This window comes from Pseudomonas sp. dw_612 (assembly GCF_018449725.1).
Lineage (GTDB): Bacteria > Pseudomonadota > Gammaproteobacteria > Pseudomonadales > Pseudomonadaceae > Aquipseudomonas.
The window spans coordinates 1-16,061 of the sequence record NZ_JAAVVC010000024.1 but is presented as its reverse complement, the minus strand read 5'-3'; the positions used below and the strand labels follow the sequence as shown (position 1 = coordinate 16,061).

At 55.1% G+C, this 16,061-nt stretch carries 12 protein-coding genes and 4 tRNA genes; all 16 read right to left on the bottom strand.

The genetic code is table 11. The features are described 5' to 3' along the window. Positions 1-88 precede the first annotated feature (88 nt). The gene (gene rpoC, locus HB680_RS27545; RefSeq protein WP_123509957.1) at positions 89-4,288 is read right to left on the bottom strand and encodes a DNA-directed RNA polymerase subunit beta'; all 4,200 of its coding nucleotides are present in this window, start codon (positions 4,286-4,288) and stop codon (positions 89-91) included. Between the two features lie 64 nt (positions 4,289-4,352). Then, positions 4,353-8,426 carry a DNA-directed RNA polymerase subunit beta gene (rpoB, locus tag HB680_RS27540; RefSeq protein ID WP_150658338.1) on the bottom strand — a complete coding sequence of 1,358 codons (4,074 nt, stop codon included), beginning with the start codon at positions 8,424-8,426 and terminating at the stop codon, positions 4,353-4,355. A gap of 220 nt (positions 8,427-8,646) precedes the next feature. Beyond that, the gene (gene rplL / locus HB680_RS27535; RefSeq protein WP_008145490.1) at positions 8,647-9,012 is read right to left on the bottom strand and encodes a 50S ribosomal protein L7/L12; all 366 of its coding nucleotides are present in this window, start codon (positions 9,010-9,012) and stop codon (positions 8,647-8,649) included. Positions 9,013-9,092: 80 nt separating this feature from the next. Further along, positions 9,093-9,593 carry a 50S ribosomal protein L10 gene (gene rplJ, locus HB680_RS27530; RefSeq protein ID WP_028621539.1) on the bottom strand — a complete coding sequence of 167 codons (501 nt, stop codon included), beginning with the start codon at positions 9,591-9,593 and terminating at the stop codon, positions 9,093-9,095. A 198-nt stretch (positions 9,594-9,791) separates the two neighbouring features. After that, positions 9,792-10,487: a 50S ribosomal protein L1 gene (gene rplA, locus HB680_RS27525; protein WP_007896626.1), complete on the bottom strand. Its 696-nt coding sequence runs from the start codon at positions 10,485-10,487 to the stop codon at positions 9,792-9,794. Beyond that, positions 10,487-10,918: a 50S ribosomal protein L11 gene (gene rplK, locus HB680_RS27520; RefSeq protein WP_003228756.1), complete on the bottom strand. Its 432-nt coding sequence runs from the start codon at positions 10,916-10,918 to the stop codon at positions 10,487-10,489. Before rplK ends, rplA begins: the two co-directional genes overlap by 1 nt. Positions 10,919-11,035: 117 nt before the next feature. Then, the gene (gene nusG / locus HB680_RS27515) at positions 11,036-11,569 is read right to left on the bottom strand and encodes a transcription termination/antitermination protein NusG (protein WP_054052239.1); all 534 of its coding nucleotides are present in this window, start codon (positions 11,567-11,569) and stop codon (positions 11,036-11,038) included. A gap of 9 nt (positions 11,570-11,578) precedes the next feature. After that, positions 11,579-11,947 (bottom strand): preprotein translocase subunit SecE, encoded by a 369-nt coding sequence (secE, locus tag HB680_RS27510; protein ID WP_008145488.1) that lies wholly within the window; start codon positions 11,945-11,947, stop codon positions 11,579-11,581. Between the two features lie 45 nt (positions 11,948-11,992). Further along, positions 11,993-12,068, bottom strand: a tRNA-Trp gene (locus tag HB680_RS27505). Between the two features lie 53 nt (positions 12,069-12,121). Next, entirely contained in the window at positions 12,122-13,315 is a 1,194-nt protein-coding gene (gene tuf / locus HB680_RS27500) for an elongation factor Tu (RefSeq protein WP_019693885.1), read from the bottom strand. Between the two features lie 85 nt (positions 13,316-13,400). Next, a tRNA-Thr gene (locus HB680_RS27495) sits at positions 13,401-13,476 on the bottom strand. A gap of 26 nt (positions 13,477-13,502) precedes the next feature. After that, positions 13,503-13,576, bottom strand: a tRNA-Gly gene (locus HB680_RS27490). Between the two features lie 24 nt (positions 13,577-13,600). Then, positions 13,601-13,685: transfer RNA gene (locus tag HB680_RS27485), tRNA-Tyr, on the bottom strand. A 142-nt stretch (positions 13,686-13,827) separates the two neighbouring features. Further along, the gene (locus tag HB680_RS27480; protein ID WP_213941522.1) at positions 13,828-14,268 is read right to left on the bottom strand and encodes a hypothetical protein; all 441 of its coding nucleotides are present in this window, start codon (positions 14,266-14,268) and stop codon (positions 13,828-13,830) included. 7 nt (positions 14,269-14,275) lie between these two features. After that, positions 14,276-15,025 carry a pantothenate kinase gene (locus tag HB680_RS27475; RefSeq protein ID WP_213941521.1) on the bottom strand — a complete coding sequence of 250 codons (750 nt, stop codon included), beginning with the start codon at positions 15,023-15,025 and terminating at the stop codon, positions 14,276-14,278. Continuing rightward, the gene (birA, locus tag HB680_RS27470; protein ID WP_213941520.1) at positions 15,015-15,974 is read right to left on the bottom strand and encodes a bifunctional biotin--[acetyl-CoA-carboxylase] ligase/biotin operon repressor BirA; all 960 of its coding nucleotides are present in this window, start codon (positions 15,972-15,974) and stop codon (positions 15,015-15,017) included. The genes HB680_RS27475 and birA overlap by 11 nt, the downstream gene beginning before the upstream one ends. Positions 15,975-16,061: the final 87 nt, after the last annotated feature.

Sequence of the window (16,061 nt, the reverse complement as noted above, 5' to 3'; positions counted from 1 at the left end):
CCCAACCTCCCCACTCATCCAACCTCGACAAATTGTCTCGATTCGATGAACGGAAAGGCCGGGGCCCCACGCTTATTTACTGCAGAACTCAGTTACCGCTCGAGTTCAATGCTTCGGTCAGTGCGGCTTCCACTTCACTGGCGCTTACGCGCAACGGTTTGTCAGCATCACGGCGGCGCTTGCGCTCGCTGTGATAAGCCAGACCGGTACCGGCCGGGATCAGACGACCCACGACCACGTTTTCTTTCAGGCCGCGCAGGTAATCGCGCTTGCCGGTTACCGCCGCTTCGGTCAGTACGCGAGTGGTTTCCTGGAAGGAAGCCGCCGAGATGAACGATTCGGTGGACAACGACGCCTTGGTGATACCCAACAGCACGCGAGTGAACTTGGAAACGAATTTCTCGTCGCCAGCCAGACGCTCGTTCTCTACCAGAACGTGAGTCAACTCCATCTGGTCGCCCTTGATGAAAGTCGAGTCGCCGGATTCAGCGATTTCAACTTTACGCAGCATCTGACGCAGGATGGTCTCGATGTGCTTGTCGTTGATCTTCACGCCTTGCAGACGATAAACGTCCTGGATCTCGTTCACGATGTACTTGGCCAGCGCACTCACACCCAGCAAACGCAGGATGTCGTGTGGATCGCTCGGGCCGTCGGAGATAACTTCGCCGCGGTTTACCTGTTCGCCTTCGAAGACGTTCAGGTGACGCCACTTCGGAATCAGCTCTTCGTACGGATCGGTACCGTCGTTCGGAGTGATAACCAGACGGCGCTTGCCTTTGGTCTCTTTACCGAACGCGATGGTGCCGCTGACTTCAGCCAGGATCGAGGCTTCTTTCGGACGACGGGCTTCGAACAAGTCGGCAACACGCGGCAGACCACCGGTGATGTCGCGGGTTTTCGAAGTTTCTTGCGGGATACGGGCGATAACATCACCGATCGCAACCTGCACACCATCCGCTACACCGACCAGGGCGTTGGCCGGCAGGAAGTACTGGGCCGGTACGTCGGTACCTGGCAGCAGCAGATCCTTGCCATCGACACCGACCATCTTAACGGCAGGACGGATGTCCTTACCGGCAGCTGGACGGTCTTTGGCGTCGAGTACTTCAATGTTGGTCATACCGGTCAATTCGTCAGTCTGACGTTTGATCGTGATGCCTTCTTCCATGCCCACGTAGGTCACGGTACCTTTCATTTCGGTAACGATTGGGTGAGTGTGCGGATCCCACTTGGCCACGATTGCGCCAGCGTCGACCTTGTCACCCTCTTTAACCGAAATCACAGCACCGTACGGCAGCTTGTAACGCTCGCGTTCACGACCGAAGTCATCAGCGATTGCCAGCTCACCGGAACGGGACACAGCAACCAGGCAACCATCCACTCGCTCAACGTGCTTCAGGTTGTGCAGACGGACGGTACCGCCATTCTTCACCTGAACACTGTCAGCGGCGGAGGTCCGGCTTGCCGCACCACCGATGTGGAACGTACGCATGGTCAGCTGGGTACCCGGCTCACCGATGGACTGGGCAGCGATAACGCCGACCGCTTCACCGATGTTCACCTGGTGACCACGAGCCAAGTCACGGCCGTAGCACTTGGCGCAAATGCCGTAGCGGGTTTCGCAGCTGATCGGCGAACGCACGATCACTTCGTCGATGCTGTTCAGCTCGATGAACTCGACCCACTTCTCGTCTACCAATGTGCCGGCAGGAACGATGATTTCTTCGGTACCCGGCTTGAACACGTCACGGGCGATAACTCGACCCAATACGCGCTCACCCAGCGGCTCAACAACGTCACCGCCTTCAATGTGCGGAGTCATTACCAGGCCGTGTTCGGTGCCGCAATCGATCTCGGTCACAACCAGATCCTGCGCCACGTCTACCAGACGACGAGTCAGGTAACCGGAGTTCGCAGTTTTCAACGCGGTATCCGCCAAACCTTTACGAGCACCGTGAGTGGAGATGAAGTACTGAAGTACGCTCAAACCTTCACGGAAGTTCGCAGTAATCGGCGTTTCGATGATGGAACCGTCCGGCTTGGCCATCAGGCCACGCATACCGGCGAGCTGACGGATCTGCGCAGCAGAACCCCGCGCGCCCGAGTCGGCCATCATGTACATCGAGTTGAAGGACTCTTGGTCGACTTCGACGCCATGACGGTCGATGACTTTCTCTTTCGAGAGGTTGGCCATCATCGCCTTGGAAACTTCGTCGTTCGCCTTGGACCAAAGGTCGATCACTTTGTTGTACTTCTCGCCCTGGGTTACCAGGCCGGAGGCGTACTGACTTTCGATCTCTTTCACTTCATCAGTAGCAGCATTGATGATGCGGGCTTTTTCATCCGGGATAACGAAGTCGTTAACACCGATGGAAACGCCGGAAATGGTCGAATAGGCAAAACCGGTGTACATCAACTGGTCAGCGAAGATCACGGTCTCTTTCAAACCAACCACGCGGTAGCACTGGTTGATCAGCTTGGAGATCGCCTTTTTCTTCATCGGCTGGTTAACGACGTCGTACGACAGGCCAGGTGGAACAACCTGGAACAACAGCGCACGGCCGACAGTGGTGTCGACGATACGGGTGTTCTTGACGCTGCCACCATCACGATCGTTGACGGTTTCGTGGATCCGCACTTTGACTTTAGCGTGCAGTGCGGCTTCGCCGGCACGGAACACACGGTCAACTTCTTGCAGATCCGCGAACACACGACCTTCGCCCTTGGCGTTGATCGCTTCACGAGTCATGTAGTACAGACCCAATACAACGTCCTGCGACGGAACGATGATTGGCTCACCGTTGGCTGGCGACAGAATGTTGTTGGTCGACATCATCAACGCACGCGCTTCCAACTGGGCTTCCAGTGTCAGCGGTACGTGCACGGCCATTTGGTCGCCGTCGAAGTCGGCGTTGTACGCAGCACAGACCAGAGGGTGCAGCTGGATAGCCTTACCTTCGATCAGTACCGGTTCAAACGCCTGGATGCCCAGACGGTGAAGGGTCGGTGCACGGTTGAGGAGAACCGGGTGCTCACGGATCACTTCAGCGAGAACGTCCCAAACCTCTGGCAGTTCGCGCTCGACCATTTTCTTGGCGGCTTTGATGGTGGTCGCGAGACCACGCATTTCCAGCTTGCCGAAAATGAACGGCTTGAACAGCTCGAGAGCCATTTTCTTCGGCAGACCGCACTGGTGCAGACGCAGGGTCGGACCTACGGTAATCACCGAACGACCGGAGTAGTCAACACGCTTACCGAGCAAGTTCTGACGGAAACGACCTTGCTTACCCTTGATCATGTCGGCCAGGGATTTCAGAGGACGCTTGTTCGAACCGGTGATAGCGCGGCCACGACGACCGTTGTCGAGCAGTGCATCGACAGCTTCCTGCAACATACGCTTTTCGTTGCGCACGATGATGTCCGGAGCGGACAGATCGAGCAGACGCTTCAAGCGGTTGTTACGGTTGATCACTCGACGATACAGATCGTTGAGGTCGGAAGTCGCGAAGCGACCGCCATCCAGCGGGACCAGTGGACGCAGATCTGGCGGCAGAACCGGCAGAACGGTCAGCACCATCCATTCTGGAAGGTTGCCGGAACCCTGGAAGGCTTCCATCAACTTCAGACGCTTGGAAAGCTTCTTGATTTTGGTTTCGGAGTTGGTTTGCGGAATTTCTTCGCGCAGACGGCCAATCTCGTGTTCCAGGTCGATAGCGTGCAGCAGTTCGCGGACAGCTTCGGCACCCATGCGGGCATCGAAATCGTCGCCGAACTCTTCCAGCGCTTCGAAGTACTGCTCGTCGTTGAGCAGCTGACCTTTTTCAAGGGTGGTCATGCCTGGATCGATAACGACATAGCTCTCGAAGTAGAGAACGCGTTCGATATCACGCAGGGTCATGTCCATCAGCAAACCGATACGCGACGGCAGCGATTTCAGGAACCAGATATGGGCAACCGGCGAAGCCAGTTCGATGTGCGCCATGCGCTCACGACGAACTTTGGCCAGCGCGACTTCAACGCCGCACTTCTCGCAGATCACGCCACGGTGCTTCAAGCGCTTGTACTTACCGCACAGGCACTCGTAATCCTTTACCGGGCCAAAGATCTTGGCGCAGAACAGGCCGTCACGCTCAGGTTTGAACGTACGGTAGTTGATGGTTTCCGGCTTTTTAACTTCACCGAACGACCACGAACGGATCATCTCAGGCGATGCCAATCCAATACGGATGGCGTCGAACTCTTCGACTTGACCCTGGTTTTTCAGCAAATTCAGTAGGTCTTTCAAGGCCTTTCCTCCTGGCGGAGCAGAGAGCGGGCAATCCTGCCCCGCTCTCGATTCGCGTCACGTGTTATTCGGTTTCCAGATCGATATCGATGCCGAGGGAACGAATTTCCTTGATCAACACGTTGAAAGACTCGGGCATGCCCGGCTCCATACGGTGATCGCCATCCACGATGTTTTTGTACATCTTGGTACGGCCGTTCACATCGTCCGACTTCACTGTGAGCATTTCTTGCAGAGTGTAAGCGGCACCGTATGCTTCCAGTGCCCAGACCTCCATCTCCCCGAAACGCTGACCACCGAACTGTGCCTTACCACCCAGCGGCTGCTGGGTAACCAGGCTGTACGAACCGGTAGAACGAGCGTGCATCTTGTCGTCTACCAAGTGGTTCAGCTTCAGCATGTACATGTAGCCAACAGTAACCGGGCGCTCGAACTTGTTGCCGGTACGGCCGTCGGTCAGCTGCATCTGGCCGCTTTCTGGCAGGTCTGCCAGTTTCAGCATGGCCTTGATTTCGCTTTCCTTGGCGCCGTCGAACACTGGAGTGGCCATTGGAACGCCGCCACGCAGGTTCTTCGCCAGATCCAGGATTTCCTGGTCGGAGAAGCTATCCAGATCTTCGTTACGACCGCCGATCTGGTTGTAGATCTCGTCGAGGAATTTACGAAGCTCAGCGACTTTGCGCTGCTCTTCGATCATCCGGTTGATCTTCTCGCCCAGACCTTTGGCCGCGAGGCCGAGGTGGGTTTCAAGGATCTGACCAACGTTCATACGCGAAGGTACGCCCAACGGGTTGAGGACGACGTCGACCGGGGTGCCATTGGCATCGTGCGGCATGTCTTCAACCGGCATGATCACGGAGACCACACCTTTGTTACCGTGACGACCGGCCATCTTGTCGCCCGGCTGGATGCGGCGACGGATTGCCAGGTAAACCTTGACGATTTTCAGCACGCCTGGAGCCAGGTCATCGCCCTGCTGCAGTTTGCGCTTCTTGTCTTCGAACTTGTCGTCCAGCAGACGGCGACGATCAACGATGTAGGCCTGGGCCTTCTCGAGCTGCTCGTTCAGAGCATCTTCAGTCATGCGCAGTTTGAACCACTGACCATGCTCAAGACCGTCGAGAACTTCGTCGGTGATGTCCTGACCTTTCTTCAGGCCGGCGCCGCCTTCGGCTTTATGGCCGACCAGAGCGGAACGCAGACGTTCGAAAGTTGCGCCTTCAACGATACGGAACTCTTCGTTCAGATCCTTGCGGATCTCGTCGAGTTGAGTCTTCTCGATGGACAGAGCACGAGCATCACGCTCAACGCCGTCACGGGTGAAGACCTGTACGTCGATGACGGTACCCTTGGTGCCGGTAGGCACGCGCAGGGAGGTGTCTTTAACGTCGCTGGCTTTTTCACCGAAGATGGCACGCAACAGCTTCTCTTCTGGAGTCAGTTGAGTCTCGCCTTTCGGAGTGACCTTACCGACCAGAATGTCGCCAGCGCCAACTTCAGCACCTACGTAAACGATACCGGCTTCGTCCAGTTTGTTCAGTGCAGCTTCACCCACGTTCGGGATGTCTGCAGTGATTTCCTCTGGCCCAAGCTTGGTGTCACGTGCCACACAGGTCAGTTCCTGAATGTGGATCGTGGTGAAGCGATCTTCTTGAACAACTCGTTCCGACAGGCAGATGGAGTCTTCGAAGTTGTAACCGTTCCAGGCCATGAACGCGATGCGCATGTTCTGACCCAGTGCCAGCTCACCCATGTCGGTGGACGGACCATCGGCCATGATGTCGCTGCGCTGAACCCGATCACCTTTACGCACCAGCGGACGCTGGTTAATGCAGGTGTTCTGGTTGGAGCGGGTGTATTTGGTCAGGTTGTAGATGTCGACACCAGCTTCACCGGTTTCAACTTCGTCATCAGCAACACGAACCACGATACGGCTGGCATCAACGGAATCGATCACGCCACCACGACGAGCCACGACGCAAACGCCGGAGTCACGAGCTACGTTACGCTCCATGCCGGTACCGACCAGCGGCTTGTCGGCGCGCAGGGTTGGTACAGCTTGACGCTGCATGTTCGAACCCATCAACGCACGGTTGGCGTCATCGTGCTCGAGGAACGGGATCAGCGACGCTGCAACCGAAACTACCTGCTTCGGCGATACGTCCATCAAGGTGACGTCTTCCGGCGCCTTGACGGTGAACTCGTTCAAGTGACGAACAGCTACCAGCTCGTCGATCAGCATTTTCTTGTCGTTCATCGTGGCCGAAGCCTGAGCGATCACGTGATCAGCTTCTTCGATGGCGGACAGGAACACGATCTCGTCGGTAACCAAGGCGTCTTTCACCACACGGTACGGGCTCTCGAGGAAGCCGTACTGGTTGGTGCGCGCATAGGCAGCCAGGGAGTTGATCAGACCGATGTTCGGACCTTCCGGCGTTTCAATCGGGCATACACGACCGTAGTGAGTCGGGTGTACGTCACGAACTTCAAAACCAGCACGCTCACGAGTCAAACCGCCAGGGCCGAGTGCAGACACACGACGCTTGTGGGTAATCTCGGACAACGGGTTGTTCTGGTCCATGAACTGGGAAAGCTGGCTGGAACCGAAGAATTCTTTCACCGCCGCAGCCACTGGCTTGGCGTTGATCAGGTCTTGCGGCATCAGGCCTTCGCTTTCAGCCATCGACAGACGCTCTTTGACCGCACGCTCAACACGTACCAGGCCAACGCGGAACTGGTTCTCGGCCATCTCGCCTACACAGCGAACACGACGGTTACCCAGGTGATCGATGTCATCGACGATGCCTTTACCGTTACGGATGTCGACCAGAGTCTTCAGAACCGCGACGATGTCTTCTTTGCACAACACGCCCGAACCTTCGATCTCGGTACGACCGATACGACGGTTGAACTTCATCCGGCCGACCGCAGACAGGTCATAGCGCTCAGGGCTGAAGAACAGGTTGTTGAACAGAGTCTCGGCAGCGTCTTTGGTTGGCGGCTCGCCTGGACGCATCATGCGATAGATCTCAACCAGCGCTTCCAATTGGTTGCTGGTGGAGTCGATCTTCAGAGTGTCGGAGACGAACGGACCGCAGTCGATATCGTTGGTGTACAGAGTTTCGATGCGAACAACCTGCGACTTGGCGATTTTCGCCAGAATCTCGGTGTTCAGCTCGGTGTTGCACTCTGCCAGGATTTCGCCGGTTGCCGGATGCACGATGGCCTTGGCGGTAGTGCGGCCCAGGACGTAGTCCAGAGGCACTTCCAGGGTTTTGAGACCGGCTTTTTCGATCTGGTTGATGTGGCGCGCAGTAATACGGCGACCAGCCTCAACAATGACCTTGCCCTTCTCGTCCTGAATATCAAGTACAGCGATTTCACCACGCAGACGCGAAGCAATCAGTTCCAGACTGAGGGTTTCGCCGCTCAGGTGGAAGACGTTGGTGGTGTAGAACGCGTCCAGCACTTCTTCAGTGGTATAACCGAGCGCGCGCAGCAATACCGATGCAGGCAGCTTGCGACGACGGTCGATACGCACGAATACGCAGTCTTTCGGGTCGAACTCGAAGTCCAACCACGAACCGCGGTAAGGAATGATGCGCGCGGAGTACAGCAGTTTACCGGAGCTGTGCGTCTTGCCACGGTCGTGGTCGAAGAACACGCCCGGGGAACGGTGCAGCTGGGAAACGATTACACGCTCGGTACCGTTGATTACGAAGGTACCGTTCTCAGTCATCAGGGGGATTTCACCCATGTAGACTTCTTGCTCTTTGATGTCCTTGATCGCTTTGTTCGACGATTCTTTGTCGAAAATGATCAGGCGCACTTTTACCCGCAAAGGTACGGCGTAAGTTACACCGCGCAATACGCATTCTTTGACATCAAATGCCGGTTCGCCCAGGCGATAACCGACGTACTCCAGCGCAGCATTGCCGGAGTAGCTGATGATCGGGAAAACGGATTTGAAGGCCGCATGCAGGCCCACGTCGCGGAACTGATCTTTAGTCGCTCCCGCTTGCAAGAATTCACGATACGAATCCAGCTGGATGGCCAGGAGGTACGGCACATCCATGACGTCCGGCAACTTGCTAAAGTCCTTGCGGATACGTTTTTTCTCAGTATATGAGTAAGCCATCAGCGTTCCCCAGCTTGGTCACCTGCTTGTTTGGCCCCTCCCGACGGGAGCAGCCAGAAAATCGTGCAAACCCCATGGTTTGCTCCACCGCATCGGGTGGTTACAGCTCGTTACCAGCACCGACCCAGTCGGCTGCCAATAACGGAAAAAGGCCGGTGGCAAGAGCCACCAGCCATCAGCCTTTCGCTTAACGCTCGGGCTGGAGACGCAAAGTCGATGCTTACTTCAGCTCGACTTTAGCGCCTGCTTCTTCCAGAGTGGCTTTGGCTTTGTCAGCTGCGTCTTTCGAAACAGCTTCCAGAACCACGCCAGGAGCGCCGTCAACTACAGCCTTGGCTTCTTTCAAGCCCAGACCGGTCAGTTCACGTACTGCCTTGATCACGTTAACTTTCTTCTCGCCAGCTTCCAGCAGCATGACGTTGAATTCAGTTTGTTCTTCAACAACAGCAGCGACAGCAGCTGGACCAGCAGAAGCAGCGGCAGCGGAAACGCCGAACTTCTCTTCCATGGCCTTGATCAGCTCAACGATTTCCAGAACGGATTTTTCGCCGATTGCTTCGATGATTTGGTCGTTAGTCAGAGACATGACTATAAATTCCTGTATTGGGGTGACAGCCTACGCGGCCATCGAAATAAACAATAAACGCTGAAAGGAGTCGCTCAGCCTCAGGCTGCGGCAGCTTCTTTCTGGTCGCGAAGGGCCGCCAGAGTACGAGCCAATTTGCTGGTTGCGCCTTGAATCACGCTCATCAGCTGAGAAATTGCTTCGTCACGGGTCGGCAGACTTGCCAGTACGTCGATCTGATTAGCTGCGAGGAACTTGCCCTCGAACGCAGCTGCCTTGATCTCGAACTTATCCTGACCTTTTGCGAACTCTTTGAAGATACGAGCAGCAGCGCCCGGATGTTCTTTGGAGAATGCAATCAAGGTCGGGCCAGTGAACACGTCGTTGAGCACGTCATATTGAGTGCCAGCAACGGCGCGCTTGAGCAGGGTGTTACGTACAACACGTACGTAAACGCCAGCTTCACGAGCCTCTTTACGGAGTCCGGTCATAGCGCTTACTGTCACGCCGCGGGCATCAGCCACAACAGCAGACAGGGCAACATTGGCAGCCTCGTTGACTTCAGCGACGATGGCCTTCTTGTCTTCGAGTTTAATTGCCACGGGTTTAACTCCTGCTTGTTACCGTTTCATCCAACCTGAGCCGGATGTCGTTTTGGTGTCTGATTCGGTAAGGAACCGGGAGCACCATCTGCGTAGGCTTGAGGTTTAAGACTTGCGCCGCCTACGGTCTTGGATAGCCCCCGCCAGGCAGGGACCCCAATCTTTCAATTGGCGCAATCGCTTGCGCCAACCTGTGTCTTACGCGTCGAGCGAGCCTTGGTCGATGACCAGACCTGGGCCCATGGTGGTGCTCAGGGTAACGCGCTTGACGTAAATACCTTTCGAGGAAGCTGGCTTGATACGCTTCAGATCAGCGATCAGGGCTTCAACGTTTTCCTTCAGCTTGACAGCGTCGAAACCGACTTTGCCAACGGAAGTGTGGATGATGCCGTTTTTGTCGGTGCGATAACGAACCTGACCAGCCTTGGCGTTTTTAACCGCGGTAGCTACGTCTGGAGTTACGGTGCCGACTTTAGGGTTAGGCATCAGGCCACGTGGACCGAGGATCTGACCCAACTGACCAACAACGCGCATTGCATCCGGGGATGCGATAACTACGTCATAGTTCAGGTCGCCGCCTTTCATTTCGGCAGCCAGATCGTCCATACCTACACGGTCAGCGCCGGCAGCCAGAGCGGCCTCAGCAGCTGGACCCTGGGTGAACACAGCAACGCGAACAGTCTTGCCAGTGCCGTGTGGCAGCACAGTAGCGCTACGAACAACCTGGTCGGATTTACGCGGGTCAACACCCAGGTTTACAGCAACGTCAAACGACTCGCTGAACTTGACGGTCGACAGCTCGGCCAGCAGAGCGGCAGCGTCTACAAAGTTGTAGGACTTGCCTGCTTCGATTTTGCCGGCGATAGCCTTTTGACGCTTGGTCAACTTAGCCATTACACACCCTCCACGTTAAGGCCCATGCTACGAGCAGAACCGGCGATAGTACGCACGGCCGCGTCCATATCAGCTGCAGTCAGATCCGCGTTTTTGGTTTTCGCGATTTCTTCCAGCTGAGCACGGGTAACGGTGCCAACCTTGACGGTGTTCGGACGAGCCGAACCGCTAGTCAGACCAGCAGCTTTCTTCAGCAGAACCGAAGCAGGTGTGGATTTGGTTTCGAAAGTGAAGCTACGGTCGCTATAGACAGTGATGATCACTGGAGTCGGCAGACCTGCTTCAAGACCCTGAGTACGGGCGTTGAAAGCCTTGCAGAATTCCATGATGTTCACGCCGTGCTGACCCAGAGCAGGACCAACAGGTGGACTTGGGTTAGCCTGAGCGGCCTTCACTTGCAGCTTGATGTAAGCGGTAATCTTCTTGGCCATGAGGCACTCCAATTACGGGTTCGAACGCCTCGAAAGGCTCCCCGGTTACTTGCGCGTTTATCCCAGTGACGACAAAACCCCACAGCCTAGGGCTGCGGGGTTGGGATGCTTGTTCAGCTAGACCTTTTCGACCTGGCTGAACTCTAGCTCTACCGGAGTAGAGCGACCGAAAATGAGCACTGCCACTTGGATCCGGCTCTTTTCGTAGTTAACTTCTTCAACCGTGCCGGTAAAATCAGCAAACGGCCCGTCATTGACTCGAACCGACTCGCCCGGCTCGAAGAGAGTCTTCGGCTTCGGCTTGTCGCTACCATCAGCAACGCGACGCAGAATCGCTTCTGCCTCTTTATCTGTAATTGGCGCAGGCTTGTCAGCGGTACCGCCGATAAAACCCATCACCCGAGGAGTATCCTTGACCAAGTGCCAAGTACCCTCATTCATGTCCATCTGGACCAGCACGTAACCTGGGAAGAATTTACGTTCGCTTTTGCGTTTCTGGCCATTACGCATTTCAACCACTTCTTCAGTGGGAACCAGAATTTCGCCGAAGCCATCTTCCATGCCAGCCAGCTTTACGCGCTCTAACAACGAGCGCATGACATGCTTCTCGTAACCGGAGTAAGCATGCACAACGTACCAACGCTTAGCCACGGGACACCCTTAGCCGACAATCAAGGAAACAAGCCAGCCGAGCAGGGAATCAAGCCCCCACAACAGCAACGCCATAACCAGAACAACAGCCACAACAATCAACGTGGTCTGCGTGGTTTCTTGGCGAGTTGGCCATACGACTTTACGAATCTCGGTGCGAGCTTCCTTAACCAGTACAAAGAAAGACTTGCCCTTGACTGTTTGCAGGCCTACAAAGGCAGCTACAGCAGCAATGGCGAGCAAAGCTAGTACGCGGTACAGGATCGGCGAAGCAGAGTAATACTGATTGCCAACAACGCCAACAACCACCAAAGCGACTACTACTAGCCACTTGAGCAGATCGAAGCGAGAGCCTTGAGCTTCAGCTTTAGGAGTCATCTATGAAGATCCTGTGAAAAGAAAGCCAGACACACCAAGTGAATCTGGCAGGTCAGGAGGGAATCGAACCCCCAACCTACGGTTTTGGAGACCGTCGCTCTGCCAATTGAGCTACTGACCTAAAACAAAATCAGGCCGACCATTATGCCGGCCCGAAAAAGACATTACAACAACTTACTCGATGACTTTAGCTACGACACCAGCGCCGACGGTACGACCGCCCTCACGGATAGCGAAACGAAGACCATCTTCCATCGCGATGGTTTTGATCAGGGTAACGGTCATCTGAACGTTATCACCCGGCATCACCATTTCAACGCCTTCTGGCAATTCGCAGTTACCGGTCACATCCGTAGTACGGAAGTAGAACTGTGGACGGTAGCCTTTAAAGAACGGAGTGTGACGACCGCCCTCCTCCTTGCTCAGAACGTAAACCTCTGCAGTGAACTTGGTGTGCGGCTTGACAGTGCCCGGCTTGACCAGAACCTGGCCACGCTCAACATCATCACGCTTGGTGCCGCGCAGCAGCACACCGCAGTTCTCGCCAGCACGACCTTCGTCGAGCAGCTTGCGAAACATCTCAACACCAGTGCAAGTAGTTTTGACAGTGTCACGAAGACCAACAATCTCAACTTCTTCCTGAATGCGAACAATGCCACGCTCAACACGACCAGTCACAACGGTACCGCGACCGGAGATCGAGAATACATCCTCGATCGGCATCAGGAACGGCTTGTCAATAGCACGCTCAGGCTGCGGAATGTAGCTATCCAGAGTCTCAACCAACTTCTTGACGGCAGTCGTGCCCATCTCGTTGTCGTCTTGACCGTTCAACGCCATCAGCGCAGAACCGATAATGATAGGAGTATCATCACCCGGGAAATCGTAAGCACTCAGAAGATCACGCACTTCCATCTCAACCAGCTCGAGCAGCTCCGCATCATCAACCATGTCAGCCTTGTTCAGGAAGACAACGATGTACGGAACGCCAACCTGGCGAGAGAGCAAGATGTGCTCACGGGTTTGCGGCATCGGACCATCAGCGGCCGAGCAAACCAGGATCGCGCCATCCATCTGAGCAGCACCGGTAATCATGTTTTTTACGTAGTCGGCGTGACCTGGACAGTCAACGTGTGCGTAGTGACGCACGGCCGAATCGTACTCAACGTGAGCGGTGTTGATGGTGATGCCACGAGCTTTTTCTTCTGGGGCGCTATCGATCTTGTCGAAGTCAACCTTTGCCGAACCGAAAACTTCGGAGCAAACGCGGGTCAAGGCTGCGGTCAAAGTAGTTTTGCCATGGTCAACGTGACCAATGGTGCCCACGTTGACGTGCGGCTTATTACGTTCGAACTTTTCCTTAGCCATCGAAAATAACTCCCAGCAGAAGAATTGAGCAAGTAACATCAGCCATTAAAACAAAGGCAGATATTTTCATATCTGCCTTGTTATATGGAGCTCTTGAGCGGATTTGAACCGCTGACCTCACCCTTACCAAGGGTGTGCTCTACCAACTGAGCTACAAGAGCAAAACACTTTGCAGGACCTGCAAACTTGGAGCGGGTAGCGGGAATCGAACCCGCATCATCAGCTTGGAAGGCTGAGGTTCTACCACTAAACTATACCCGCGGAGCTTGCAGCTCTCGCTAAAAATGGTGGAGGGGGAAGGATTCGAACCTTCGAAGTCGTAGACGTCAGATTTACAGTCTGATCCCTTTGGCCGCTCGGGAACCCCTCCTAAGCGAGCCGGCATTCTATATCATGCCAGCCTTCTGTCAAGCATTTTCTCATTAAAAACCTGAGGTTAGCTGCGTTGACCTCGTTTCGCAGTGCTTACCGTTAAAGGTCTTCACTGCGAAGCGGGCGCCATTCTATGCAAACTATTCGACAGGTGCAACCCCCTGGCACGGCATTATTTTATGTTTTAACTCATTGAATTCTTTGGAAAGGTTTTGAAGCTTCGAGTCATCCAGCGAACGCCGGCTTTCGGGCGCCACGCGAACCCAAAATCCTCCAGATTCAGGGGAGTCCTTCGGCAACGACTGAACCTTGATATCCATGCTATTTAATCGACGCTCAACTGCCTGCTGGATGTCCTGCCGAGCAAAACCTCCGACATAGAGACAATCATTGTCCGCCTGGAGAGGCTTTCCCTTGTCACGAGCGGTGTCAGTCGCCTCGCTCAACAAGCGAATATCCTGCTGGGAACCTCGATACAGACTTAAAGGCGTTACGTCTTTCGCACGAAGTGGCGCCTCTTGTTGATGCCACACGTAATAAAACACATTGAGCACAAGCAGCAGCAGAAACAACCAACGCATAAAAACCTCAGGGCAAAGGACACGCCATAGCCAAACCTACAAACACCAGATCAGGGACTACTCTAGCCTCAGGCACGACCTCAGAAACCAGGTCCGCATCACCACCAGTGAGGAATACAGTGAAACCCTCCCCCCAGTACCTACGCGCCAATTCGAGCTGGGTCAGAACAAAACCTCGAAGCATCAAGGAACACCCTCTCTCAACCGCCTCGACAGTTGTCCGACCAGGAACAAGACTTTCCAAAGCACGCTCAGCCGCCAGATCCCCATAACGGATTCGCCGGGTGTGAGTGCGTAACTGATTGCGCATCAAAGGCATGCCCGGACAAATGAATCCTCCCAGATGCTCTCCATCACCAGCGATGAAGTCAGCAGTGACCGCCGTACCGAAATCCAACACCAGACAAGCTCCCGAAGCCAGATGAAACCCACCGAGCATCGCGAGCCAGCGATCGAGACCGAGCCTTTCGTAATCTTCGTAGCCATTGCGCACGCCGGATATTTCACGAGCGGGTGCCGCGCATGTCACAGACACCCCGAATGCGTCAGACAGAAGGGAAATCAGGGCGCCAGTTTCTTCGCCAGTTCTGACGCTTACCAGGCGACAATGCTTGAGAGCCAAGCCACCGAGCTGATTCAAACTCTCCAGCAACGCAAGATCCGAATCGACCACGCCTTCGGCGACCACCAACCGGACGTCCGCACCGAGCACACGCCACTTGATAAAGCTGTTTCCGCAGTCGAGCTCAAGAATCATCACGCAACCTCAAACTGAGCTCACCACCACTAAAGATTTTTTCCACATCACCCACCTTCAAGCGCAGGGCACCCTGGCTATCGATACCCATTACAACGCCATCTATCCGGTTAACGCCGGCAATCAACGACACTGAGCGCCCCTGCCATAGATGGTTTTGCTCCCACTCCGCATGGATAGCAGCAAATCCATCGATCTGATGACGATTCAAGTAAGCCTGGAGCACCAACCCTAGCTCCGCCACGAGCTGATTGCGATCAAATACCTGGCCGGACTCAAGCCGCATGGATGTCCACTCCTGATCAACCTCATCAGCCAGCTGCATGTTTACATTGATTCCCACACCTAGCACTACGTGGCACACGTCTGCGGGATCACCCACCAGCTCGAGCAGTATGCCGGCGATTTTTTTTTGCCCCACAAGAAGATCGTTAGGCCACTTCAACCCCACACCCGGAACACCTTGCTTTCGCAAGGCGTGCATTACGGCGAGGCCAACGACCAGACTCAAGCCTTCCAACTGCCGCATTCCACCTTCAATGCGCAGCACCAGGCTGTAATAGATGTTTTCCGCGAATGGACTCACCCATTTACGACCTCGCCGCCCGCGACCAGCCGTCTGCCGCTCTGCAACTACTAAAAAAGGCGCAGCCTGCCCTCGCTCGATGGCGCGCAGAGCTTCGGCGTTGGTAGAGTCGATAGAATCGAAGACCTGGACAGGCCAGCCGCAAACGGGCGACTTGGCACTTATTTCAACAGGATCGAGCAGCGTCAATGGGGCAGCCAATTGATAGCCGCGTCCGCGCACTTTATGGATTGATAAACCCAGCTCAGCCTCTAGATGCTGGAGCTGTTTCCATACGGCGCTACGACTAATACCCAGAGCGATGCCCAAGGCCTGACCCGAATGGAACCGGCCATCCTTGAGAAGCTTTAACAACGTCAGCATGCAAGTCTCGCCTCACAATGAGGCCCGAATGATAGCCATGCGCCGAGCCGTTGCATAGAAACCCTATTGAGCGGATTTTTCTTCGGG